This is a genomic window from Acinetobacter sp. RIT698, from assembly GCF_009668065.1.
Lineage (GTDB): Bacteria > Pseudomonadota > Gammaproteobacteria > Pseudomonadales > Moraxellaceae > Acinetobacter > Acinetobacter guillouiae.
On the sequence record NZ_WJYH01000059.1, the window covers coordinates 1 to 23,673 of the forward strand.

General features: G+C 38.2%; 23 protein-coding genes. 8 read left to right on the forward strand and 15 right to left on the reverse strand.

Annotation, left to right across the window (positions count from 1 at the left end; genetic code table 11):
* Positions 1–53: 53 nt before the first annotated feature.
* Positions 54–2,450, reverse strand: coding sequence for a hypothetical protein (locus GJV03_RS18850; protein ID WP_105714592.1), 2,397 nt, complete (start codon positions 2,448–2,450; stop codon positions 54–56).
* Between the two features lie 233 nt (positions 2,451–2,683).
* Here GJV03_RS18850 and GJV03_RS18855 point away from each other — a divergent pair, with 233 nt between their 5' ends.
* A complete protein-coding gene (locus GJV03_RS18855) occupies positions 2,684–4,507 on the forward strand; it encodes an acyl-CoA dehydrogenase C-terminal domain-containing protein (protein ID WP_105714593.1) in 1,824 nt (607 codons plus the stop codon).
* A gap of 212 nt (positions 4,508–4,719) precedes the next feature.
* Here GJV03_RS18855 and GJV03_RS18860 read toward each other — a convergent pair whose 3' ends face one another.
* Together GJV03_RS18860 and hemW are read right to left on the reverse strand one after the other, a co-directional pair.
* Positions 4,720–5,205, reverse strand: coding sequence for a hypothetical protein (locus GJV03_RS18860; RefSeq protein ID WP_154130830.1), 486 nt, complete (start codon positions 5,203–5,205; stop codon positions 4,720–4,722).
* Between the two features lie 76 nt (positions 5,206–5,281).
* On the reverse strand, positions 5,282–6,436 hold the full coding sequence (gene hemW, locus GJV03_RS18865) for a radical SAM family heme chaperone HemW (protein WP_105714595.1): 1,155 nt from the start codon (positions 6,434–6,436) through the stop codon (positions 5,282–5,284).
* Positions 6,437–6,554: 118 nt separating this feature from the next.
* On the opposite strand from hemW, the gene GJV03_RS18870 reads away from it, so the two are divergent.
* Together GJV03_RS18870 and GJV03_RS18875 are read left to right on the forward strand one after the other, a co-directional pair.
* Positions 6,555–7,016 (forward strand): DMT family transporter, encoded by a 462-nt coding sequence (locus tag GJV03_RS18870; protein WP_004725603.1) that lies wholly within the window; start codon positions 6,555–6,557, stop codon positions 7,014–7,016.
* Between the two features lie 40 nt (positions 7,017–7,056).
* Positions 7,057–8,412 (forward strand): MATE family efflux transporter, encoded by a 1,356-nt coding sequence (locus tag GJV03_RS18875; RefSeq protein WP_354666874.1) that lies wholly within the window; start codon positions 7,057–7,059, stop codon positions 8,410–8,412.
* A gap of 83 nt (positions 8,413–8,495) precedes the next feature.
* Here GJV03_RS18875 and GJV03_RS18880 read toward each other — a convergent pair whose 3' ends face one another.
* Entirely contained in the window at positions 8,496–8,711 is a 216-nt protein-coding gene (locus tag GJV03_RS18880) for a DUF1737 domain-containing protein (RefSeq protein WP_034616427.1), read from the reverse strand.
* Positions 8,712–8,910: 199 nt separating this feature from the next.
* On the opposite strand from GJV03_RS18880, the gene GJV03_RS18885 reads away from it, so the two are divergent.
* Together GJV03_RS18885 and GJV03_RS18890 are read left to right on the forward strand one after the other, a co-directional pair.
* On the forward strand, positions 8,911–10,209 hold the full coding sequence (locus tag GJV03_RS18885) for an AarF/ABC1/UbiB kinase family protein (RefSeq protein WP_004725597.1): 1,299 nt from the start codon (positions 8,911–8,913) through the stop codon (positions 10,207–10,209).
* 294 nt (positions 10,210–10,503) lie between these two features.
* Positions 10,504–10,752, forward strand: coding sequence for a type B 50S ribosomal protein L31 (locus GJV03_RS18890; protein ID WP_004816804.1), 249 nt, complete (start codon positions 10,504–10,506; stop codon positions 10,750–10,752).
* Positions 10,753–10,821: 69 nt separating this feature from the next.
* On the opposite strand, the gene crcB is transcribed toward GJV03_RS18890, so the two are convergent.
* Complete coding sequence (gene crcB / locus GJV03_RS18895) at positions 10,822–11,202, reverse strand: fluoride efflux transporter CrcB (protein WP_034616430.1); 381 nt, start codon at positions 11,200–11,202, stop codon at positions 10,822–10,824.
* Positions 11,203–11,327: 125 nt separating this feature from the next.
* Positions 11,328–12,176, reverse strand: coding sequence for a DUF2071 domain-containing protein (locus GJV03_RS18900; protein WP_154130831.1), 849 nt, complete (start codon positions 12,174–12,176; stop codon positions 11,328–11,330).
* Between the two features lie 145 nt (positions 12,177–12,321).
* Between GJV03_RS18900 and GJV03_RS18905 the strand changes: the two genes are divergently transcribed.
* Positions 12,322–12,654, forward strand: coding sequence for a HopJ type III effector protein (locus GJV03_RS18905; protein ID WP_154130832.1), 333 nt, complete (start codon positions 12,322–12,324; stop codon positions 12,652–12,654).
* A 47-nt stretch (positions 12,655–12,701) separates the two neighbouring features.
* Here GJV03_RS18905 and GJV03_RS18910 read toward each other — a convergent pair whose 3' ends face one another.
* From GJV03_RS18910 to GJV03_RS18920, 3 genes are all read right to left on the reverse strand, one after another.
* Entirely contained in the window at positions 12,702–13,112 is a 411-nt protein-coding gene (locus GJV03_RS18910) for a GFA family protein (RefSeq protein ID WP_004816796.1), read from the reverse strand.
* A gap of 99 nt (positions 13,113–13,211) precedes the next feature.
* Entirely contained in the window at positions 13,212–14,417 is a 1,206-nt protein-coding gene (locus GJV03_RS18915; protein ID WP_154130833.1) for a TIGR03862 family flavoprotein, read from the reverse strand.
* Entirely contained in the window at positions 14,407–15,069 is a 663-nt protein-coding gene (locus GJV03_RS18920; protein WP_171501880.1) for an SAM-dependent methyltransferase, read from the reverse strand. Before GJV03_RS18920 ends, GJV03_RS18915 begins: the two co-directional genes overlap by 11 nt.
* Before the next feature lie 75 nt (positions 15,070–15,144).
* Here GJV03_RS18920 and GJV03_RS18925 point away from each other — a divergent pair, with 75 nt between their 5' ends.
* Entirely contained in the window at positions 15,145–15,312 is a 168-nt protein-coding gene (locus tag GJV03_RS18925) for a DNA gyrase inhibitor YacG (RefSeq protein WP_105714601.1), read from the forward strand.
* Between the two features lie 656 nt (positions 15,313–15,968).
* Here GJV03_RS18925 and GJV03_RS18930 read toward each other — a convergent pair.
* The 5 genes from GJV03_RS18930 to GJV03_RS18950 form a co-directional block, all read right to left on the reverse strand.
* A complete protein-coding gene (locus GJV03_RS18930) occupies positions 15,969–16,613 on the reverse strand; it encodes an MBL fold metallo-hydrolase (protein WP_004816786.1) in 645 nt (214 codons plus the stop codon).
* Between the two features lie 20 nt (positions 16,614–16,633).
* Positions 16,634–17,644, reverse strand: coding sequence for a ferrochelatase (gene hemH / locus GJV03_RS18935; RefSeq protein WP_154130835.1), 1,011 nt, complete (start codon positions 17,642–17,644; stop codon positions 16,634–16,636).
* A 99-nt stretch (positions 17,645–17,743) separates the two neighbouring features.
* Entirely contained in the window at positions 17,744–18,760 is a 1,017-nt protein-coding gene (locus tag GJV03_RS18940; RefSeq protein WP_004725578.1) for a DUF4062 domain-containing protein, read from the reverse strand.
* A gap of 107 nt (positions 18,761–18,867) precedes the next feature.
* Positions 18,868–19,746 (reverse strand): glutamate racemase, encoded by an 879-nt coding sequence (murI, locus tag GJV03_RS18945; RefSeq protein WP_035370572.1) that lies wholly within the window; start codon positions 19,744–19,746, stop codon positions 18,868–18,870.
* A 47-nt stretch (positions 19,747–19,793) separates the two neighbouring features.
* A complete protein-coding gene (locus tag GJV03_RS18950; RefSeq protein ID WP_154130836.1) occupies positions 19,794–20,405 on the reverse strand; it encodes a DUF1285 domain-containing protein in 612 nt (203 codons plus the stop codon).
* Positions 20,406–20,608: 203 nt separating this feature from the next.
* On the opposite strand from GJV03_RS18950, the gene GJV03_RS18955 reads away from it, so the two are divergent.
* A complete protein-coding gene (locus tag GJV03_RS18955) occupies positions 20,609–22,321 on the forward strand; it encodes an electron transfer flavoprotein-ubiquinone oxidoreductase (protein ID WP_154130837.1) in 1,713 nt (570 codons plus the stop codon).
* Positions 22,322–22,447: 126 nt separating this feature from the next.
* Here GJV03_RS18955 and GJV03_RS18960 read toward each other — a convergent pair whose 3' ends face one another.
* A complete protein-coding gene (locus GJV03_RS18960) occupies positions 22,448–23,239 on the reverse strand; it encodes a hypothetical protein (RefSeq protein ID WP_228722010.1) in 792 nt (263 codons plus the stop codon).
* Between the last annotated feature and the right edge of the window lie 434 nt (positions 23,240–23,673).

Consider the following 23,673-nt stretch of genomic DNA (forward strand, 5'->3'; position numbering starts at 1 on the left):
GATCCATAAAAAAGAACCTCAATTGAGGTTCTTTTTAACAACACCAAGATCAATTACTTTAACTTGGCATCACTCAAGATCTGATAGGTTTGCTTAAATAAATCATAATCAATAAATTCAGTCGCGTCTTGATCTAAGCCAGCAACAACTTGATCGTTAAATTTATTGCGTTTAAACGCAGTATAAGACTTGGCTAAAATCTTCGCTGTTTTGATAAAGTCAGCACGTTGCCCTTTTTCAATCTCATTTTCCGCTTCAAACTTCTGCATATAATATTGCGCAAAAACGGCTTCAGTGGTTTTGTATTTTTTGACTAAATTCTGAATTTCTAAAACACTTTGTTTATCTTTCCAGACTTTAGCCACGATCTCATCAACAGCATTTCCAAGTCCATCATCATATTGGTGGTCGTCTTCCAAATGATGCTTTTTCTGTAAAGCTTGGATCTGTTTTAAAGCCTGACCTTTCGGATTGTAAATCTCTTCATCAGAATAAGAATAAGCGTAGACCGTCGCAATTTCTTGTAAATCTTGAGCAGAATATTGTTTGATTAGCTCAGGTTTTTCTGCAGTCAGTTTGGCAATAAATACGGCTTTATAGGTTTTTTCATAGGAACCCGTTTGTGCAAACACCTGTTCAGCCAACTGTGCTAAACGCTCATCTAAAGTTAAGTATTTTTGTTCTGAATGATCACCTGAAACACCCGCAATACCGCCTACAGCTTGCTCCATAATGCTGCCTTTAAAGATATCTTTAAATGGTTTGGCTTGCTGTAAAACACTCTGATCGATCTTGCTGGCATTTCCATAATTAAGGAATTGCATATCCATCTTAACATTCAGTTTACGATTTAATTTATCAAAATCCACACCCAAATCATAATCTGCTTTTACCGCCCGACCGTTGTTATCTAAAGTCAGATCGACGATTAAAGGATTACGTTTGTTTTTAGGCGGCAAACTGGCTTCAACTTCAGTATGATGTTGATTCCACAATTGTTTAAATTGTTGAGCATCAACCAACTGGTCTTTGGCATAGCCTGTAAAGGTTTTGACAAGCGCTGCATTACTTTGCTGCTGTAAAGCTTTACTGGCTGAAGATGCATCATCCTTTGGTTCAGCACTTAAAACATCAACTTCATAATGATACTGACAATATTCCACATCACCAAAACGTGGATTAGCTTTTGCTTTTGTTAAATCTTCACATTGTTGTTCAGTTAAAATTTTCTGACGCTCTGCTGATGCGTCTTCAGACTCAGCTTCAACGCTATCATCTTCCTGATCGGCAACATCAGAAGCTTGGCTAGTGGCATAGTCTTCATCATCTTCAACTGCTTTTTTAGCCGCGTCTTGTGCATCTGCATAAACAGCGTCCACCTCTTCTTCAGACGCTTCATGAGATTGACGATTGACTGCACTATAAAGTTGATACATGGCACTAGCGGCATCAACCACACCCGCATCATCAGTACTGATCCCCGCTGAAGCTTCTTCTACTGCTTTCATTGCAGCTTGTGCCGCCTCGTTAGCAGCATCGCTTGAATGGCTTTCTCCAGCAGTATCTAAGAGTTTTGCAATATTTGTAGGACTCAATCCAAGCACTGAATTCATGAAATATTGACGATTCACTGTAGAATACAATTGCCCTTGCAAAAACATTTCTTCAATGCTGGTAGTTAAGCGGATTTTTTCGACGATACCCGCTTGCTTCTCAGCTGAACTCACCGCGAGATTTTCAATTTGATTCGGGGAAGCAATCAAATAAGAAGTTGCGCCTGATTGTTTAAGAAACTCAACCAAGGCTTTTCCATTCACCTTGGCAATATCATCTTTGTATTTAGAAAAATCATAATAGGCATATTTATTCTGATCTTGTGAATTGGCCAAATAAGGCATTAAAGAAAAAATATGGGTATAAAATTTATAATTATTGAGATCCAATACTGTAGGAACACGCATTTCCACAGAAAGGTTGGGTTTTTTATACTGCGTTTCTAAGTTAAACGATGCCATTTTCTGACGATAATTCACAGTTCCATCATAACGAATCTGTAAATCATTCACGATATTTTGTACAACATCTGCGCCCATACCAACAAAGCGATTTGAATACTTAGAATCTTGCTTAGCAATTGCTTGATAAAGTTCTTTTTTCTGTGCATCGGTTAATTTAATTTTTTGATCTCTTAGATACTGATTGACCTTTTTTTCAATTGTAGGATCTAATTGCTTTGTATCAGCTGCGTTGGCTTTCTGAACGCTATCAAGTCGAACCTTGACTTGTCCACGATAATCAAAATTCGGATATTCATACAAGGCATTCAAACCTTGAATTGCGCGTTGCGGAGCGTCTTGATCTGCATTTAAAGCATTGCTTTTAATCACATGTGTAGAACATGCCGATAAACTCAAACCCAATAGACACAATGTTAATTTTTTTAAATGCATGATAGTTCTACCCACTTGAATATTATAATGACAATAAAAATAACAAGGAAACAATAAAAAACAAAGTGTACAAGACTATCAAAAAATCAACAAATTCACATGTGCTTTTTCTACCAAATTCGCATTTCTGACAATTTTTTTAGAGAGTCTTATCAATGTAATTCCCATATGATTATGAATAATGAAGCTATAGATTGAAAATCCAAAACTATTTTTAAATTAGGATTAAACACATGCCAGCATATAAAGCGCCGCTCCGTGACATACGTTTTTTAATGAATGAAGTTTTTGACTATTCTGCACATTATAAAACACTATCAATTGGCGAAAATGCCGATGCTGATACTGTCGATATGATTTTAGAAGGTGCTGCAGATTTTTGTGAAAATGTACTTTCTCCACTGAATCAATCTGGCGACGAAGAAGGTTGTCATTTTAAAGATGGTGAAGTCACGACACCAAAAGGTTTTAAAGAAGCCTATAACCAATTTATTCAAGGTGGCTGGCAAGGTCTGTCTTATCCTGAAGAGTTTGGTGGCCAAGGTTTGCCGATGTCATTAAACCTGATCAAATCTGAAATGATGGGGACTGCAAACTGGTCATTCACCATGTACCCAGGTTTGAGCATGGGTTGTATGAATACCATTTTGCAATTTGGTACAGACGAACAAAAAAATACCTATATGCCACACCTGACTGCAGGTACATGGTCAGGAACAATGTGTTTGACTGAACCACAATGTGGTACAGACTTAGGTCAAGTAAAAACTAAAGCTGAACCTAATGCTGATGGTACTTATGCAATTACAGGGACAAAAATCTTCATCTCTGCCGGTGAACATGATTTAACTGAAAACATTATCCATATCGTTCTTGCGCGTCTTCCAGATGCACCAGCAGGTACCAAAGGTATTTCATTATTTATTGTGCCTAAATTCATCCCTACAGCTGAAGGTACAGTGGGTGAACGTAATCCTGTGACTTGTGGTTCTATTGAACACAAAATGGGGATTCGTGCATCTGCAACTGCAGTATTGAACTTTGATGGCGCAACAGGTTATTTGATTGGTGAAGTGAATAAAGGCTTACATGCAATGTTCACCTTCATGAACACAGCGCGTATAGGTACTGCTGTACAAGGCCTTGCTCACGCGGAATTATCATTCCAAGGTGCGTTACCATACGCAAAAGACCGTATGTCTATGCGTGCCCTATCTGGTAAAAAAGAACCAGATAAAGTGGCTGACGCAATCATTCACCATGCCGATGTACGTCGTATGCTTTTGACTCAAAAAGCATTTGCAGAAGGCGGTCGTGCAATGATTTATCATGCAGCTCAGCTTGCAGATAAAATGACCGATGCAATGTTACAAGGTGATCAAGCAAAATTTGAAGAATATGATGATAAGCTTGGTTTCTACACCCCGATTCTCAAAGGTTTCTTAACAGAAATGGGGCTTGAATCTGCGAATTTGGGTATGCAAGTGTTTGGTGGTCATGGCTATATCAAAGAGCATGGCATGGAACAAATTGCACGTGATGCGCGTATCGCGACTTTGTATGAAGGTACAACAGGTATTCAAGCACTTGATTTAATTGGTCGTAAAGTGCTGCTTTCATCTAAAGGTAAAGTGGTTCGTGAATACACCGCTGAAATCTTGAAATTCTGTGGTCAACATGCACGTAACAAATATATGCGTCGTTTTGCATGGGATTTAACCAAGATCTGTGCGCAATGGAATGCTTTGACTGTTCGTATCATGCTTGCAGCACGTAAAGACCGTGAAATCGTATCGTCTGCTTCTGTCGATTTCTTGATGTTCTCTGGTTATGCAATGATGGCTTACTACTGGGCACAACAAGCAGCAGTCGCTTCTGAAAAATTAGCGTCTGGTAACGGTGCTGAAGTTCCTGAGTTCTATAAAGCAAAAATCAAACTTGCAGATTTCTACTTTGAACAATTATTACCACGTTCACAAGGTCATGCTGAGTCTATGGTGAATCCATCTCGTACCATGATGGCACTTGATGCAGAACACTTTAGTTTTGATTACTAAAATTTAAAATTTCTGAAAAAACAAAAGAGCGCTACGGCGCTCTTTTGTTTTTAAGATATAACAGTGCAAGCTGCACTATAGTGATATTCATTCACTTTTATCGAAATCACAGTCTTAAAAACCCGTAACTTAAAGATGCCCTTAAGCAATCGCTTTAATGCTTTTAAAAATTGATCTGTTTAAAAGCCAACAAAAAACTCTGTCATCCCCTACTATTGAGTTTTAGAAGCGGGTTGAGTAATGGTTTTAATCAACTTAAATCGATTTTTTTCGAGCACATAAAAACGTGTAGTTACTTGATCCACTGCATAGTTTTGATCCATATGCTCTTCTTGTGTGACTAAGAGACGGCTGTTTGAACGTGTTGCAATCACATCTTCAGTCCGTTCCTCACCACCAAAGCCATCCGCTAAAAGCTGACCCGTACGTTTATTGACAAAAGAATAGACTCTACATCCCCCGCCACAGCCCCACATGGTGGTGACATATTCACCGGCAAAATCTGGTTTTTGTGTTAATGCATCTCTTAGTCGAGTACGAAACATATTGGCACTTGGATCTGAAAGATCAAGTTTCGCGGTCTTGCCTGTATACACAGCTTTCACAGGATAGTCGCTAAATTGAGGGACAACGTTTTTTGCATATGCCAGCGATAGGCTTGCCACAGCAAATAACATACTGATTAGAAACTTATTCATTGTGATGACCTTAACTTTTAATAGATTATTGTTTTAAGTCAGATCATAACAAAAGCTAAATTGTTGTGCTGTAGATTTATAGAAACTCTTCCAGCACAGAATTTAAAAATACATGACCTTGCGCTGTACACGCCAACTGTGTTTCATCATTCAACATCAATTTACGCTGTTTTAATGAACCAATCACCTGATCTAAATCAGACAAATTCAATCCTGTACGTTCAGGATACATTTGGGCATGAACACCCTCATTTAAACGTAAAGCATTCATCATAAATTCAAAAGGCATGTCTTGTTTTTCAATACGTTTCAATTGCAAATGTTCAGCCGGCACTTTGGCTAAGTAGTCTTTAGGCAAACGGGTTTTTTGAAAACGGTATACGCCATCAGCTTGGGTAATTTTGCCATGTGCTCCTGCCCCAATCGCTAAATAATCGCCAAATTGCCAATAATTTAAATTATGTGATGACGGTTTTTCTTTACGCCATGCAGACACTTCATAATTGATAAAGCCATTGGCCTTTAAATATTGCTCACCCTGTTCTTGAATGGTTTCCAGAACATCATCTACAGGCAAAATAGGTTGAGTGCGGAAAAAAACCGTATTCGGTTCAATGGTCAATTGATACCATGAAATATGGGTTGCCCCATTTTCAACTGCAAGTTTTAAGTCATACAAGGCTTGTTCTAAAGTCTGTTCTGGCAAACCATGCATCAAATCTACGTTAACCCGTTGAAAACCCGCTTGTTTGGCATGTTGAATGGCGGAAACAGCATCATCATTGGAATGGATACGGCCCAGCTTTGTTAGATGATCAGGATTAAAACTTTGTACCCCAAGCGATAAACGATTAATTCCAACATCTAAATAATCTGCAAAAGGATCATGTTCAACCGTCCCTGGATTGGCTTCCAAAGTAATTTCACAATCCTGCTCAAACGGGACTAAAGCTTTTAACTGGGTAAAAAGCCACTGATAACCTTGTGCAGAAATCAATGACGGAGTTCCACCACCAATAAACACACTATAAATTTTACGTCCCTGAGCAAAATCCACTTGGGTTTTAAAATCTTCAACCAGTGCCAATAAATATTCTTGCTCTAAATCTAAAGAGAGTTTCCCATCGGGTACAGCATGTGAGTTAAAGTCACAATACGGACACTTACGGACACACCACGGCATATGGATATAAAGCGACAAAGGTATATTTTGAGGTGTTAAATCAGTCAAAGAAGGCTCAGAACAAGTTTAGAGAGTGATTATTTTAACATGACTTCTACCATCCGATTAGAACAAGTCATCAATTTGCTTTAGACTGAACATTAACAATAAAAGTAGATGAAGAAGAATGCTGAAATTATCGAGTCAATTATTGTTCCTTTTACCACTCACCATGGGTATTGGCATTGCCATGACCTTTCAAACCGCTATCAATACTCAATTGCGCGAATATCTGCATTCGCCATTACAAGCTGCCCTTTTATCCTTTTTAGTTGGTACACTATTGCTCGCTATTTTGGTGATTGTGCAAGCTGAACAGAGACCAACCCTTTCAAGTTTAGCGGTGATACCTTGGTATCTTTGGCTAGGTGGCTGCTTAGGTGTTTATGCAATCAGTATGAGCATTTATACTGCACCGAAACTGGGTTTTTTAACCCTGTCAGGCTTAATCATTTTTGGACAAATTGCAATGTCGATGATCGTTGACCAATTTGGACTACTGGGTACAGATAAAACGCCAGTAAACTGGCAACGTCTTTTAGGTGGCGTGGTGATTTTTATAGGTGTGCTTCTCACTCTACAACGCTAACCAATCTATTTTCTAAGCACATTTAAAACGAGTATTTACTGTGTCTGTATCGATAAAAGCCACAACTACCCGCTTTGAATTAAAGCAACTTTTTAACTTAATGCTCCCAATTTTAATCACTCAGTTTGCTGCAGCAGGCTTTGGATTGATTGATACCATTATGGCTGGGCATATGTCTCCCGAAGATCTTGCCGCAATTGCTGTTGGTGTAGGTTTATGGATTCCAGTCATGCTGCTGTTTAGTGGCATCATGATCGCAACCACGCCTTTAGTGGCAGAAGCCAACGGCGCACGCACCCCAGAAAACATCCCTTCGATTGTTCGTCAGTCTTTATGGGTTGCCTTATTGCTGGGTATTATTGGCATGCTGGTTTTACAGATCATTCCTTTATTGTTGCCTTTGGTTGGTGTGCCTGAATCTTTATTACCTAAAGCCAGCTTGTTCTTACATGCGATTGCTTTTGGGATGCCTGCTTTTACCATGTATTCAACATTGCGGGGCTATTCCGAAGCTTTAGGCTACCCTCGTCCTGTCACAGTGATTAGCCTTGTTGCGCTTGTGGTACAAATTCCGCTGAACTTTATTTTTATGTATGGAATTGGGCCGATTCCACACTTGGGAAGTGCTGGCTGTGGTTTTGCAACAGCCTTGTTGCAGTGGATCATGTTCATCACGATTAGCATCTATATTTTAAAAGCCAAACGCTACCAAGCCACACAACCCTTAAATATGTTTGAGAAAATAGACCGCGTACTGATTAAACGTATCCTCAAACTGGGATTACCAATTGGTTTGGCGATTTTCTTTGAGGTCAGTATTTTCAGTACAGGTGCAATTGTACTCAGTCCGCTTGGTGAAGTTACCGTTGCAGCACATCAAATTGCCTTATCCATAACATCACAATTGTTTATGATTCCGATGTCATTGGCTTTAGCGCTGACCATTCGTACAGGGACTTATTTTGGCGAAAAGAATTGGTATGCGATGCGTAAAGTCCAGAAAGTTGGATTAATGACCAGTACCTTATTTGCCTTTATCACCATGTTACTCCTGTTAATTCTACGCCCTCAAATTGTGTCCGTTTATACCAGTGACTATGATGTTTCCCAAGCAGCAATATATTTAATTTTATTTGCGATTGGCTACCAACTTATGGATGCATGGCAAGTCAGTGCTGCGGGTTGTTTACGTGGAATGCAAGATACCAAAGGCCCAATGTGGATCACCATGCTGGCCTACTGGATCATCGCTTTCCCTGTTGGGATTTATTTAGCACGCTATACCGATATGGGCGCCGCTGGGGTATGGACAGGACTGATTATCGGACTGACCATTGCCTGTGTTTTATTATTGACGCGTCTGTATATGAACAATAAAAGGTTGAGTCAGGCTTAAATTAGAAACGTTTATATTTAACGCGTTTACCTAAAAATAATGCTGTTTAAATACAGCATTATTTTTTATAAGTGTCCTTTATTTTACTCAGATTGAAGCTGATAGGCTTGCTGAAACTTTTCAGACATCTCAGATTCATTGCCAACCTCTTTTACAATGGCTTGCCCGACAATGACATCAGTCCCATTAAATGTCATCGTCGGAGAACCATATAACTCATAGCCGTCATTTAAAGCTTTACTGACCCGTGCACAGAAATTCACATCATCCTTACCAGTTAAATAACGATAAACTTTCATGATCCAACAACGATTAAAATATTGAAGAATATTTTAATCCAAAACTCCTGAGAAGAAACCGATAGCGTGCTGGGTATTTTAAGATTAAAAATAGCCAAGTAGAAACAAACGCTTAACAAATTAGAGTAGGCAGTTTAACAATAGTCGCCTATGATCAAAATGAATTAAACGTCTAATCCCAATTAAAGGATGGTTACGAATGTCGAAAAGTACCAGTACCCCAGGTCGCCGCTTTATGAAACTTGCGAGTATGACTGCAAGTATCGCGACGAAAACGGTATCAAATTCAATTCGTAACTTTAATGCGGATGAAGAACAAAAAAATGAAGCGCGTAGTAAGCTGTTCCAAGATATTGGTGTTCAAATTGCAGATACCTTAGGAGAAATGAAAGGTGCTGTGATGAAAGTTGGTCAAATCGCCTCGCAATATAAAGATATCTTTCCACCTGAAGTCGCACGGGCAATTGCTAAATTGCAACGTCAAGCGCCTGCAATGCCATTTGCTGAAATTAAACAACAAGTAGAACGCGAGCTAGGCAAACCGATTGATCAAACCTTTCTGCATTTTGATGAACAACCCTTCGCAGCAGCATCTATTGGTCAAGTCCACAAAGCCATGTTAAAAAATGGCACTGAAGTTGTGGTCAAAGTACAATATCCTGGGGTAGATGAAGCATGTGAAAGTGACTTAAAACAGGTTCGTTTGGCATTACGCTTAATGGGTGTTTTAAAAGTAGATAAAAAATTACAAGATCGCTTATTTAAAGAGATTCAAGACAGTTTACATGAAGAACTCAATTACGAAATTGAGGCACAAAACTTGCAAGTTTTTAGAACATTCCATCAAGCTTTGGACACAAAAATTATTATTCCCAAAGTGTTTACAGACTATTCGAGTCGTCGCATCTTAACCCTAAGCCTTGAAAAGGGCGAAAGTATTGAAACTGCAAGTACTTGGGATTTATCTGTGCGCAATGAAATTGGTCGCCGTTTAATCTTGGCATTGGGTCAACAAATTTTCTTCTTAAAACGTTTCCATTGCGACCCTCATCCTGGCAACTTTGCTTTCCGTGAAGATGGCAGTGTGATCATTTACGACTTTGGCGGTGTAAAAACCTTATCCAATGAAATCATTACTCATTTTAAAGCCTTGGTCAGAGCTGCACGAAAACAAGATATTGTGACAATTGAAGAGCATTTAACGGTTTTAGATGCGTTAGCTGAAAAAGGTAAGTTTCCCGTAGAATTGTATGAGGCATGGCTTGAAATTTTATTACGACCACTGACTACACATTATGATTTTGCTGAAAATTCAGCACATCATGATGGCATCAAACTGGTGAAAAAATCATTGAAGTATTGGGATGTATTCAAACCATCGCCAGATACTTTAATGGTAAATCGTACGATTTCAGGACAATACTGGAATCTGATTCAACTTAAAGTCAATGATAATTTAAAAGATCTCTTTGAAGAGCTGGTGCCTTTACAAGACTAAGTTCTATTGATGTTTTTTATTGAAGTCGATTGCATCCAATTCATTTAAAAGTGACATGATCAATGCATTCATTTTAAAAAATTTCGTTATGCACTTCATCTAATTTTAAGGATAAAACTTTACATTAAACTTATATTTGAAGTCTAAGCCAGATCCTCCTGCTTAGGCTTCTTTTTTATCTCACTTTTTTCCAAGTTCGATATACAACATGAATACGTATCAAATGAGGTACTTTACAAGTTAAATGTAATATTATAACATTACACCATGTTTAAATAATTAGAGGTTAAAACCATGCGCCAAGGTATCCACCCAGAATATCGTCAAGTGTTATTTCATGACACCAATGCCAATGCATACTTTGTTATTGGTAGCACCATCAAGACAACAAACACCAAAGAATATGAAGGCACACAATATCCTTATGTCACACTCGATATATCCAGTGCTTCACATCCTTTCTATACAGGTGAAATTCGTCAGGCAAGCAATGAAGGTCGTATTGCCAACTTCAATAAGCGCTTTGCCCGTTTTAAACGTTAATTGAACTGTATGTTGTGTCTAAGCCTAAGCTTCCCTCAGCTTAGGCTTTTTCATTTTGAATATTGGACATTATTTTGTGGATAAAAGCATTTGAAAAATATAAAAGCCAATCGCTAAACAGATCACACCAACGATCACACTAGAAACAGTATAAGCCAAAGCGATTGGAAACTGTCCCTGCCGAATCAGCTGGAATGTTTCCAGACCAAAACTGGAAAAAGTTGTAAAACCGCCGAGGATTCCAACCATTAAAAATAATCGAGTTTCATTCTGTAAAATAGGATAGCGCTGGGTAAAAGCAAAAAAAATCCCAGCCAAGAAACAGCCCAAGATATTGATCGACCATGTTGTCCAAGGGAATAGGCTATGTGGTTTAGAAATAATAAACCCTGCACCATAACGTAAACTTGCACCAATTGCCCCACCGCATGCGACCAATAGCCAATTCATGTTTAGATATCCTTAAAACTTTTTAAAAAACGCATTTACCCACCATCCGATTTTTTACAGCTCAGCTTGTTTATAAGCAGCTTGTGTATAAGCGGATAGTTATCCACAGATTAACATGGAGAAGCTTAACGATCTAATTTAAGTGGCAACTCATTTCTGACATAAAAGTCCAAAGTTGGCACAACAAAGGCAAATACATCTTGTTCACGAACACCCCATTGTTGTAGCAAGGGGCAAGCAATATTAAGCACTTGCGCAGGCAGAACCTGACTAAAATCAAAAGGCATTTCAATATCCCCTTGTGATAGTTTTTCAGGTTGATCGACCCATTCTACCCATGCATGGTCTTGTTCAGCCAGATATTGAATGGCCTCATCCCATGAAGAGAATAAATTTTGCCACGCCTCAGGCAAGCGCGGATCTGTATTGATTTGAACCGTGCTGGATAATTGATAAACTGGATCAAGTTCGAGTTCTGTTTGAATCAGCTGTTCAGCGACTTGATGAACAAATTTCTTTGCATATTGTGCTGGCATCGCATCACTTGCCAAACGCCCACTCAAAACATAAAGCTGCTGGTCAATCACAACTTGCTCGAAAATCACCGTTTTATCCTGTTGTGTAGGTGCAATATAAAAGCGCCAATTGCTTTGTTTCGGTGATGGCATCAATTTACGTAATGGACCTAAAAAAGAAAAACCAAAATGTTCATGCTGATATGTCAGTATGGTAAAAATCGTTTTCCCTTGCTTTTCCCATAACTGAATAGGCTGTGGATAGCGTGAACGAACTTGATCTATATCCACCAACCACGACAAATACACAATATTCTTGACCTGACTTTGTAACTGTAGGAAAGGAATAAAACCCATCAAGATACGGCGTAGTTTTAATAATAATGGGCGTTCAGCAAAAAGACCGATCAGGCTCAAAATAAAGTTTGAATCTTGATTTTTAATATTATGACGATTCATACCGACCTATTTTTATGGATTTCGATGCTGTTATTTTAGCAAATATGGTTAAAGAAAGGCCCATCTCAAAATATTAAATAGCATTACTGAATTATTTAACCATAGGCTATGATATTGGCACGATTTAACACGGAATTTTCACATCATGACTCAAGAATTATTGAAACAACTTCAAGCAGGCAATGCAAAATTTGCAGATGTCATCAATCATATTGAAGCTCGTTATACCCACACCCCGACTGCATTCCAAAATGGTCAACAGTATAATGCTGCCACAGAGAACCAAGGCAGTGCCAAAGTTTTTTCTTTTGCACAATTAAATGATTTAGATCAACAACAAACGCTAAATCTATTTGCAGAGCATTATGCTGCTGTTTTGGCAACGCCTGATGCAACAGACCATCAAAACATTCGCCAATTTATGCAAAATGGTTGGAATGGCATCAAATTTGAAGGCGATGCTTTAACTGCAAAATAACAACAATACAATCAAGTCAGGGATCTATTCGATCCCTTTCTACACGATTATGGACGCTCATCATATTGAGGTAAACCGTCACAAATCGTATCCCACTCTGCTTTATAAGCAGTAAAAATATGCATTGTTGGTTTCTGTTCTAAAGCTGTATCTAAAGTTCCAATTCTTAAACGATAGGTATCTGGTGTCTCTGCTTTAATACTGATGATCGGTGAGCCACATTCTTGGCAGAAACAACGTGTTGTTGTTGCTGTCGATGCAAATTTTTTCAGTAATTCCTCACCTTTGGTAATTTTAAAATCTGCTTTTTGAATTGGCGCATTGGTCGCAAATGCTGTGCCATTTGCTTTACGACAACGTTGGCAATGACACTCGATCACCGCTCCAATTTCACCATGAATCTCATAGTGAATACCGTCACACAAACAACTTCCTGTATATATTTTTTCAGCAGACATTGAGAAAATCTCCCTATTTCAAAGGCTATTGGCAATAGCATCAAACTAGCATAAAAGTCGCATTTTTAATCAAAACACCATCATTTTTTTTGCCTAATCTCATCTATTGAGATATTGATGTACACCCTCACCCGCAGCACGCCCTGTCGCAAAACACGCAGTCAATAAATATCCTCCTGTCGGGGCATCCCAGTCCAGCATTTCACCACAGCAAAATACATGGGGATTGGATTTTAGTTGTAAATGCTGTGTTAATACGGCTTGCTTTACACCACCGGCACAACTGATCGCTTCTTCAATCGGACGAAATCCCTCAAGCTCAATTTTTAAATGCTTAATCTGTTGTGCGAGTTTTTCAGGAGTGTTCCACACTGATTTATCTACCAATTCACGAATCAGATTGGCCTTGGCTGCATCTAAACCTGCTTTGCGCCAGATGTTGGTACTGGATTGCTTTTTGGACGGCTGTAATTTCTGTGTAAGCTGTTGAACAGTTTGATCAGGTAACAAGTCTAAATAAATCGACATCGGTTGATTGTGCTGTACCAACTGACGTAATAATCGCCCCTGCTTATAGATGAGACCACTTTCTAGCCCATAATGGGTAATCACAATATCACCTTGTGTCTTTGCAGAACTCCCCACCCAAGCGTCTACACGTTTAAGAGGCTGACCAAAGACAGGTTGCATATAATTCGACCATGTCCGAACCACACCAGCATTACTCGCTTGAAATGTCTCAATTTCAGAAGCAGGCAACCACTTTTGCCATGCACCATCACTGCCTAAACGTGACCATGACACAGCACCACAAGCCAGAATAATCGCATCAAAATTCAAAAGCTGTGCTTGATTGTTCCTGAGATCAAGAATTTCGAGTTGTTGCTGCTTTAAATCTATTATTTGATGGCGATAATGAAATTGAACTTGCTGCGCTGCCAATTGCTTTAACCAAGCACGTAACAAAGGCGCAGCCTTCATTTCTACAGGGAAAATTCGTCCTGAACTGCCCACATAGGATTCAATCCCTAAACCATGCATCCAATTTTGAATCCAAGTCGCATCCCACTTTTCAACCCAAGGTCTTAACCATTCCGCATGATCATAACGTTGAATAAATTGTTCAAATGCTTCTGCATGGGAAATATTTAGCCCCGTCTTTCCAGCCATCAAAAATTTACGAGCAGCAGAAGGTTTCTGTTCAAAAACATGAACTTCATAATCAGTTGTAGATTGACTTAAAACATCTGCAGCCATTAAACCTGCTGGTCCTGCCCCAATAATGGCAATTTTCTTAATTGGCATCAGACGGCTCTGATAAGTTTTCAACACTTTTACCCTGACGTGGTCCGACCTCATCAAAACGGGTTTGATAATGCTCAGGTTTAGTAATAATCAATTGCTGACACAATTCACCACGTTCTAAATATTTAATTTCAAAATGGGTACGTGCTGAATCTGATGCAATCGTTTGTTTTTCATAAGGCAGCTTCCAAACATCTTTTAGTTGCTGTTCTGCTTCAGCAATATATTCAGGAATATTACTGGCTAAAGTGATGCTGCCATTTGGAGATAATCTGGAAATCAGAAATTCAAAAAAAGGCATATTTAACCAGCGTTGCGCAGGGTTATGCGGTTCTGGATTTGGATATAGAATAAAAAACTGTTGTACCTGATTGGGATAAAGTGCATGCACCACCCACGGTAATGCATCAGCATGAATAGGGGTTAAATTTGTTTGACCTTCCAACTGATGCTGTTTTTGCATTGCAATATATTTTTCACGGGTTCTTTCTATCGCAATCAATTTCAGTTCAGGGTGCTGTTCAGAAAAGAGCAAGGCATGTTTGCCCTTTCCTGCCCCAATTTCTACACAAATTGGGTTATTTTCAATACATTGAAAATCACGAGGAGCATGCATACGCTGTGCTTGAAATTGACGAATCGACATAATCAGATCAAACTAACAAGAAATCGTTCACAAGTTTAACAACTCTTTACGGTTTTTGCTTTTTTAAATGAGGATTTCCATATGTCTAAAACTTTTCCTTGCCCCCGCTGCGGTGAGCCTTCTACATGGGAAGGTAATGAATCCCGTCCATTTTGCTCTGAGCGTTGCAAACTGATTGATTTAGGTGCATGGGCCAATGATGAATATACCCTACCCACAGAAGACGCACCGCAAGCAGAGGATTCGTAAGCTTTCCTAGATTTTTATCATTTTACTGGCTGATCTTGAACTTACTTAATTATAACAATACACTAAAGAAACTTTATATTAAAACTTCACAGTAAGCATTCATTTTTCATAAGACTTTGGATCTGATACCACAGGTTTATTTCATACTTTAAACATAATAAAAGTTTGATTAGTTTTCAGCCATGATAAAACAAGGAGCATTTAAATGTTTATAGGTTTAAAAATATTTATCACTATTTTATTGATTTTATGTGCATTTTTTACTTTTATTGGAGTATATGCACTCGATTTTTCTTTTATCGCAATTGGAATTCTATTTGCAATAGTCATCTTATTAATCAAATTGGAAATGGTAAAGGAGCGGTGATTTAAATCAATTTAACACTATTATTGAGTAATTTAATTTTCTCATTCTCCACGCATATTATTTCAATGATGGAATGAATGACTTTTGCAGGAGTTATTTAAAGATGAGCATAAACAGCATCGTTCTATGAACTGTTTTCACTCAGATCATTCACGTTACTATTACAGATTCTTACTAAATGTTGAATCATTAATAAAATATACATTTAAAACAAAAATGGTGAGTAAAATATTGATTACTTCACCATTTTTCATTTCTTATTTCTACTATAAAGCCAGACAGCGAATACTTAACCCGCTTTACTTGCTACAAAAGGATTGTGTTGCTTTTCAAAACCAATGGTACTCATTGGACCATGCCCTGAAATAAATTGAGTTTCATCAGGCAGGGTAAAACATTCACGCTGAATTGAATCTAAGAGCTGTTGATGGTTGCCTTTTGGAAAGTCAGTACGGCCAATTGAACCTTTAAACAGTACATCTCCTGTCCAAAGCACACCATATTTGGCATTGTAAAAAATGACGTGGCCTGGTGTATGTCCTGGTGCAAAACGCACTTCAAACTCTTCATCCCCTAAGCTTAACTTTTCGCCACCCTCTAACCATTGATTGACATGAACAGGCTCAGGAATTGGAAATCCATAACGGGCAGATACGTCTTGAATCATTTCTAACCAAAACAGGTCTTCTTTATGCGGACCAATCACAGGCACATTCCATTCTTTGACCAATGCACCTACCGCACCAGCATGATCCAAATGACCGTGTGTTAACCACAATGCTTTGACTGTCAGTCCTAATGCTTCAACTTCTTGTTTTAATTTCTCAGGCTCACCACCAGCATCAATCAATACCGCTTCTTTGGTTTCCGAATCCCAAACAATAGAACAATTTTGGGCGAATGCAGTAACGGGTACAATCTTGACTTGTAACATGATAATTTTCCTAAAAAACCCTATACCTGTAAATGAAACTTGAGTGTATTCAATTGAGTCTGTAAAAGTTGCTCAAATAAGTCAATATGATCCGCACGGCTATTTAATGCAGGAATGTAAGCATAGTGTTGACCACCTGCTTTTAAAAACAATTCAGCATTTTGAATCGCCAGCTCTTCCAGGGTTTCTAAACAATCTGCCGAAAATGCAGGGCTCAGCACTTGAACAGACTCAACACCTTGCGCTGCCCACTCTTGCAATAGTTGATCGGTATACGGTTTTACCCATTCTTGTTTTCCAAAACGGGATTGGAAACTGATCGCCCATTGGTCGTCTTTTAAATTCAACGCCTGAGCCACCTTAAGTGCAGTGATCCGACAACGCTCTGCATAAGGATCGCCTTTATCTGCATAAGGCTGTGGGATCCCATGAAAAGACATCAACAGTTTAGCGGCTTGTCCATATTGCTGCTGATAGTCACGCACACTGTTGGCTAAGGCCTGAATATAAAGTGGGTGTTGATAATAATCTCGAATAAAACTTAAACCCGGAATATTGCGTTGCTTTAACAACCATTGTGCAACGGCATCATATAAAGGGGCGGTTGATGTTGCCGAGTACTGTGGAAATAACGGAAAAAGAATAATATGATCATACTGCTTGTTTTTTGCATCATTCAAAACAGCATCGATACCCGGTCGCCCATAGGTCATTGCTGGCACAATATCTAAATCTAAATCAGCATTGGTACTTATTAATTTTTTTTGTAATGATCCAACTTGTTCAAATAGAATTTCACGCATCGGTGAATCATTTGACCAGACTTGTGCATAAGCCTCGGCAACACGCTTTGGTCGAAAAGGCAGAACAAATGCATTTAAAATAATTGCCCATAAAATTTTGGGAATTTCGATGACACGCTGATCTGATAAAAACTGCTTTAAAAAAGCCCGAACAGCTGGAGCTGTAGGCGCATCTGGTGTCCCTAAATTAGCAATAATAATCAGGACTTTAGGTTTAGATAAAGACATTTTCACCCGATTTACAGAATAGTTTATCTCGAATGATCAGCTTAACAGAGTCTTTATCTAAACAAAATTTTTTATCTTAACTCACTCAATTTATTTAACTTAAAAAATTGAAGAGCGACTGCTAATACGTTGTGAACTTTCAAGCAGTTTCACGCATTTATCCGTCATCTGCCATAGCATACGCTGACGATCATCACGCCCCACAGGGATGATCCATTCATTTTGACGGACTTGCTGCTTAATCGTATGCAAGGAACGCACATTAATCTGCGCTCTAGACACAGCATGGGCACGTGGCATCACCACTTGTGCGTCGGTTAAACCCGTATTATTCAAATATTCGTTTAAGACTTTAGAGAAAAAATCCTCAGAAGTCGGTTGTCTAAATTCAACCGATAAAATTTTTAACAGCTCTGCCCAAGTCATCTCACGCACTGGCGATAATTCTTTAAAATTACCATCTTGATAGGCATGCATTCGATAATCAAAATTAAACACTTCATGCAATGAAACTTTGGGTAAAGTTAAAAATGGATCTGCTTCTTTTTTCCCTTGCTCTACGGAAACATGTGCCAACTTTGCTTTTAAACGATCAATCTCATCTTGTAAGACTTGAATATTCTGAGGTCTTACCCACCCTACAACAGGATAGCGCTCTAGCATTTGTGGCATATATGAACGTACCGCAAGTTCTAAATCTCGTAAAGTTCGATAAGTAACGACTTGCTCAACTTCTTTTTGTAGTTGATGTCTAAATTCATTAAACTTTTCTTTTAGCAGCGTACTTTCTTCTTTTAAATGCGGTTCGCGAAATTCAGGACTCTCATGCATAAATACAATAATTGGTTTCTGTTTGGTCACCGCATAAATATATTCAAGATGTAGATAACTCACCCCTGAAACAGATTGCTCACCATATTGACTCCCCAACAACAATAAAACGTAATCACAGTCATCTATCTGACGACGTGCAAATGCGGTACTTAATGGTGTCCGTTGTTCTAATCCCCAAGAAAAAAACCCCATCCCTATAAGGGTTTGTGACACGACCATCCGTTCTGGCTGCATTTCTTTGCCAGATGTTGTAATAAAAACTTGATACCGTTTATCGAGCATAGGTTAACCCATTCTTGTCACACCCTACTTAAATCCATCCATGAGCTTTAAGTTTGATATGCCCTACACTTATGAAAATATATTAAATCTGTTCAATATTGAAAGAATTAGCCGAGTTTTTCAACAATATTTTCTACAGACCATGTAATTTTTGGTTGTATTAGATGTTTGATGACATTTTCTAATTGTTTTGCATTTCCCCCACTCACAAAACATTGTAAACGCACCCCTTTTTCTTGCAAGCTGCTTGATATTAACTCATTTTTTAACAATATACGCGCCGTTTGTCGTGCAACGGCCAATCCAGAATCAATTAAGTTAAGCTGAGGACCGTATAATTCTTGAATACTCTGTTTTAAATAAGGGTAATGAGTGCAACCCAACACCAAATAATCTGAACCTTTTGCAATAACTGGATCTAAAACCTTTTGCAGGCTGTGTTTACATTCCAAACTGTTATAACGTCCAGATTCAATCAAGGGAACCAGTTCAAGATTGGTAATCGTCAGTACTTCAACATTGGCAGGTTCTGCAAAACGCTGCATCACATCTTTGATCAATTTTCCACGAAAAGTGGCAGGTGTAGCCAAAACTGAAACTACTTTAGACTGGGTTTGTAGCACTGCTGGTTTTAAAGCAGGCACCAGTCCAACAATAGGAAAGTTTTCACCATAATGATCACGTAAATAATCCAGACTAAATGCTGAAGCGGTATTACATGCTACAACTGCGATTTTACAACCTTGACGATATAACCATTCAATTGCTTGTGCAGTTAATTCACGAATATTTTGATCCGTCCGTGGGCCATAAGGGACATGTGCAGTATCGGCATAATAAACAATACGTTCATTTGGCAAATAATTGGCAATTTCCTGTGCAATAGAAAGCCCACCGATACCTGAATCAAAAATACCAATCGGGGCATCTGCCAAGGCTTTTGGCATTGGATTTTCTAGAGGAGAGAGAGGAAGAATCGCGCTCATTTGATCCACTATTGGCATACGGTAAAAATAATTAACAAGATTAAACCTCAAGTCCCTAATTGCAAGTGAAAATCACCACTTTCTAAAGATAAAATGGTATCTCCTTGCTCATTTTCAAGCAATTTCCCATATTCAATCAGATGGAAAAAAGCAGAACGTTGAATCAAGGCATTTATCCCGAAACGAACATGTACATAAGGTCTTAACTCACCTTGATATTCACGCATAAAAATAGGGTGTTCTGGATCAATCAGTGTAATGTCTTGATTGGTGGTGGTAACTTGTAGATAGACCTGTCCATCGAGATTCACTTGATCAACTTGATTGACCAATAAAGGTTCATCCTCAACTTGAATTTCAATCTGTTCAACTGGGGTTTTTAAATAGAACTTTCCGTCTTCTTTCCAAAGTACTTTTGTAAACAGGTCTAAAAGCGCTTGGCGTTTGATCAATTGACCTTCGTGCCACCATTCTCCATTGGCTTTTACCGTCAAATCCATTTTACCACAATGCTTTGGCTGCCACTGCTCTAAAGGGGGTATTGACCTTTTGTGACCCGCCTGTACATCTTTTAAGTATTGTGCAATGCTCATTAAGTTTTTATTATCAGAATCTGGCTGATTTTGAGCCGCTGATGTTGAATTATTTTGATTTACCATGGTTTATGCCTTGCTGACTTAAAAATAATACGACTCAGCCAATTGGCTAGATTAAGGTTTCTAACTATACTAGCGCAAAATATATTATTGGTACGAGCATTAATTCGTATCACGGAATTTTTAGAACACTCATGGCAGCACCGATTTATTAATTCCCAATAAATGCTCACGGTTGCCACCCTTAGAAATATGAGGAGTCCTACATGGAACACATCGAACGCGAATCGATGGAGTTTGACGTAGTGATCGTAGGCGCAGGCCCTGCGGGTCTTTCTGCTGCGATTAAAATTCGTCAATTAGCTCTTGAAAACAATCTTCCAGACCTTTCCGTCTGTGTGGTTGAAAAAGGCTCTGAAGTTGGTGCGCATATCCTTTCTGGTGCTGTACTTGAACCTCGTGCAATCAATGAACTTTTCCCTGACTGGAAAGAACAAGGTGCACCTTTAAATGTACCTGTGACTGAGGACAAAACTTATTTCCTCATGTCTGCTGAAAAGTCACAAGAAGCACCGCATTGGATGGTTCCTAAAACCATGCACAATGATGGTAACTATGTTATTTCATTGGGTAATGTAGTGCGTTGGTTAGGTCAAAAAGCGGAAGAATTAGAAGTTTCTATCTTCCCTGGCTTTGCTGCTTCAGAAATCCTTTATCATGAAGATGGTTCTGTAAAAGGTATCCAAACTGGTGATATGGGTATTGGTAAAGATGGTGAACCTACTCATAACTTTACTCCTGGCTATGAACTTCATGCAAAATACACAATTTTTGCAGAAGGTTGCCGTGGACATCTCGGTAAACGTCTGATTGCAAAATACAGCTTAGATCAAGATGCTGATCCGCAACATTACGGTATCGGGATAAAAGAGCTTTGGGAAATCGACCCTGCAAAACATAAACCAGGTTTAGTGATGCATGGTTCAGGCTGGCCTTTGGCAGAAACAGGTTCTTCAGGTGGCTGGTGGTTATATCACGCTGAAAATAACCAAGTGACCTTGGGTATGATTGTCGATTTATCTTATGAAAATCCACACATGTATCCTTTTGCTGAAATGCAACGTTGGAAAACACATCCTCTAATCAAGCAATATCTTGAAGGTGGTAAACGTATTTCTTATGGTGCACGTGCAGTTGTTAAAGGCGGTCTAAACTCTCTACCTAAACTGACCTTCCCTGGCGGTTGCTTAATTGGTGATGATGCTGGTTTCTTAAACTTTGCTAAAATCAAAGGCTCTCATACTGCGATGAAATCGGGTATGTTGTGTGGTGAAGCTGTATTTGAAGCAATCCAAGCCGGTCATGAGAAAGGTGGTGATTTAGCGGTTGCGCGTGTCGCTGAAGGCGAAGATTTCTTTGCTAAAGAATTGACTGCCTATACTGACAAATTCAACAACAGTTGGTTAAAAGAAGAGTTACATCGTTCACGTAACTTTGGCCCAGCAATGCATAAATTCGGTTTATGGATGGGTGGTGCATTTAACTTTATCGATCAAAATATCTTTAAAGTGCCATTTACCCTACATGACCTTGCACCGGACTTTAGTGCATTAAAAACTGTAGATGCTGCGACATTTAAACCCACTTATCCAAAGCCAGACGGTAAATTAACCTTTGACCGTTTATCTTCTGTATTTGTATCCAATACCGTACATGAAGAGAATCAGCCTGCTCACTTAAAGCTGACGGATGCTTCGATTCCAGTCAATGTCAATTTACCAAAATGGGATGAGCCAGCTCAACGCTACTGCCCTGCTGGTGTTTACGAGATTATGGAAAATGATGATGGTTCTAAGCGCTTCCAGATTAATGCTGCAAACTGTGTTCACTGTAAGACTTGTGATATCAAAGATCCATCTCAGAACATCACTTGGGTAACACCTGAGGGTGGCGGTGGTCCAAACTATCCAAATATGTAAATCAATAAACCCGCTTCGGCGGGTTTATTGATTTAATATCGTTAGAGCGATGTCAAAGCTAATAGTTTTTTAAGTTTGCTTACATAGATGTAGATTATTAAAACGATGATTTATATCTATGTCTTTCTATTTTAAAAAATCCCAAACATTTGGGTTGTGATATTCTTTTTTAATATCATAACCTAGTTTTTCCATTTTAACTTCTGTCCTTTGTCTCTCACTTTCCCACTTATTTAAATCTTTACTCAATAACACTTTCCAATCTTTATCTCTAATTTTCTCATCATATTGATAAAAATAGTGAGAAAAAAAAGTAATAAAATCCAAATGAATTTTTACTTCATCAATAGATTTGCGAAAATTTATCGTTAATATGACATTATTTTTATAAAATCTAAGAGGCTGGCGTTTTAAAGCACTCGAATACTTCTCCCATTTTTCCTCACTATCCAAATAAAACCCATCCAAACTCCCCTGATAGTTAGGTATTTTATTATTGGCTTCAAATGATTGTTTTCCAAACACTCTCGGTTCAGACTCGAAATAAAAGACTTTCCAACCATTTTTATTTAATTGCTTTACAATTTTCTCATAAGAAAAAAAATTACTTTTTTCATTAATTATTTTAGATTTTATATTACTAATATCAAAACCTATATCTGTAACGCCTTGTTTTGGATAGTTAGCATCTGAGACAAAAACCAAATTTTCTAAATTATTAAAAACTAAAACTGTGTGGTCATATCCATCTTTTAAATTTAATTTTAGTTTACTTTCTTCATTTACATTTAAGTTTGGTCGTATAAATCCAACACTTGCACCTGAACTATATTGTGAAAAAAACTTAGCATTACTATTAATTAAATTTTCACTAGGGTCGCCAGCCACAACGCTAATAACATAATCAGATTCATTCATTTCTTGTTCATGTTTACTCATCGTCTCAGATGACGAATTATAAGCGGCTAAACTCGATAACAATGTGATTACCAAAAATCGAATAATTTTCTTTAAAATCATTCTGCATCTCGACTTTGATTATTAGATTTTTCAGTTATTTCAGCCTTACTAATACAGCTAAATTATTTCAAATACAACCATAACAATTTTTCACAACATAACAAAAACATTAATAAATATATACTAGGTATAGATTAACATACTCCTTTGGGTAAATTTACTTAACCAATTGACTATCACTTTTTAAATCTATTACACCTTACGTTTAAATTCAATTATTTAAAATGAAATTAAAAATCGAACCAAATAATAAAACCCAACTCATTATACTAAAGACAAAAAAAACTCTTAAAAAATTATAATTATTTTTTATAAAAACCAACAACTCTGAT

Excerpts from the sequence above, each read along its gene's own strand:
- GJV03_RS18930 (WP_004816786.1), bottom strand. The coding sequence starts at position 16,613 with ATGTTACAAGTCAAGATTGTACCCGTTACTGCATTCGCCCAAAATTGT.
- murI (WP_035370572.1), bottom strand. The coding sequence starts at position 19,746 with ATGAGCGCGATTCTTCCTCTCTCTCCTCTAGAAAATCCAATGCCAAAA.
- GJV03_RS18955 (WP_154130837.1), top strand. The coding sequence starts at position 20,609 with ATGGAACACATCGAACGCGAATCGATGGAGTTTGACGTAGTGATCGTA.
- crcB (WP_034616430.1), bottom strand. The coding sequence starts at position 11,202 with ATGAATTGGCTATTGGTCGCATGCGGTGGGGCAATTGGTGCAAGTTTA.
- GJV03_RS18905 (WP_154130832.1), top strand. The coding sequence starts at position 12,322 with ATGACTCAAGAATTATTGAAACAACTTCAAGCAGGCAATGCAAAATTT.
- GJV03_RS18940 (WP_004725578.1), bottom strand. The coding sequence starts at position 18,760 with ATGCTCGATAAACGGTATCAAGTTTTTATTACAACATCTGGCAAAGAA.
- GJV03_RS18855 (WP_105714593.1), top strand. The coding sequence starts at position 2,684 with ATGCCAGCATATAAAGCGCCGCTCCGTGACATACGTTTTTTAATGAAT.
- GJV03_RS18960 (WP_228722010.1), bottom strand. The coding sequence starts at position 23,239 with ATGAATGAATCTGATTATGTTATTAGCGTTGTGGCTGGCGACCCTAGT.
- GJV03_RS18890 (WP_004816804.1), top strand. The coding sequence starts at position 10,504 with ATGCGCCAAGGTATCCACCCAGAATATCGTCAAGTGTTATTTCATGAC.
- GJV03_RS18850 (WP_105714592.1), bottom strand. The coding sequence starts at position 2,450 with ATGCATTTAAAAAAATTAACATTGTGTCTATTGGGTTTGAGTTTATCG.
- GJV03_RS18860 (WP_154130830.1), bottom strand. The coding sequence starts at position 5,205 with ATGAATAAGTTTCTAATCAGTATGTTATTTGCTGTGGCAAGCCTATCG.
- hemH (WP_154130835.1), bottom strand. The coding sequence starts at position 17,644 with ATGTCTTTATCTAAACCTAAAGTCCTGATTATTATTGCTAATTTAGGG.
- GJV03_RS18915 (WP_154130833.1), bottom strand. The coding sequence starts at position 14,417 with ATGCCAATTAAGAAAATTGCCATTATTGGGGCAGGACCAGCAGGTTTA.
- GJV03_RS18925 (WP_105714601.1), top strand. The coding sequence starts at position 15,145 with ATGTCTAAAACTTTTCCTTGCCCCCGCTGCGGTGAGCCTTCTACATGG.
- GJV03_RS18885 (WP_004725597.1), top strand. The coding sequence starts at position 8,911 with ATGTCGAAAAGTACCAGTACCCCAGGTCGCCGCTTTATGAAACTTGCG.
- GJV03_RS18900 (WP_154130831.1), bottom strand. The coding sequence starts at position 12,176 with ATGAATCGTCATAATATTAAAAATCAAGATTCAAACTTTATTTTGAGC.
- GJV03_RS18950 (WP_154130836.1), bottom strand. The coding sequence starts at position 20,405 with ATGGTAAATCAAAATAATTCAACATCAGCGGCTCAAAATCAGCCAGAT.
- GJV03_RS18880 (WP_034616427.1), bottom strand. The coding sequence starts at position 8,711 with ATGAAAGTTTATCGTTATTTAACTGGTAAGGATGATGTGAATTTCTGT.
- GJV03_RS18910 (WP_004816796.1), bottom strand. The coding sequence starts at position 13,112 with ATGTCTGCTGAAAAAATATATACAGGAAGTTGTTTGTGTGACGGTATT.
- GJV03_RS18870 (WP_004725603.1), top strand. The coding sequence starts at position 6,555 with ATGCTGAAATTATCGAGTCAATTATTGTTCCTTTTACCACTCACCATG.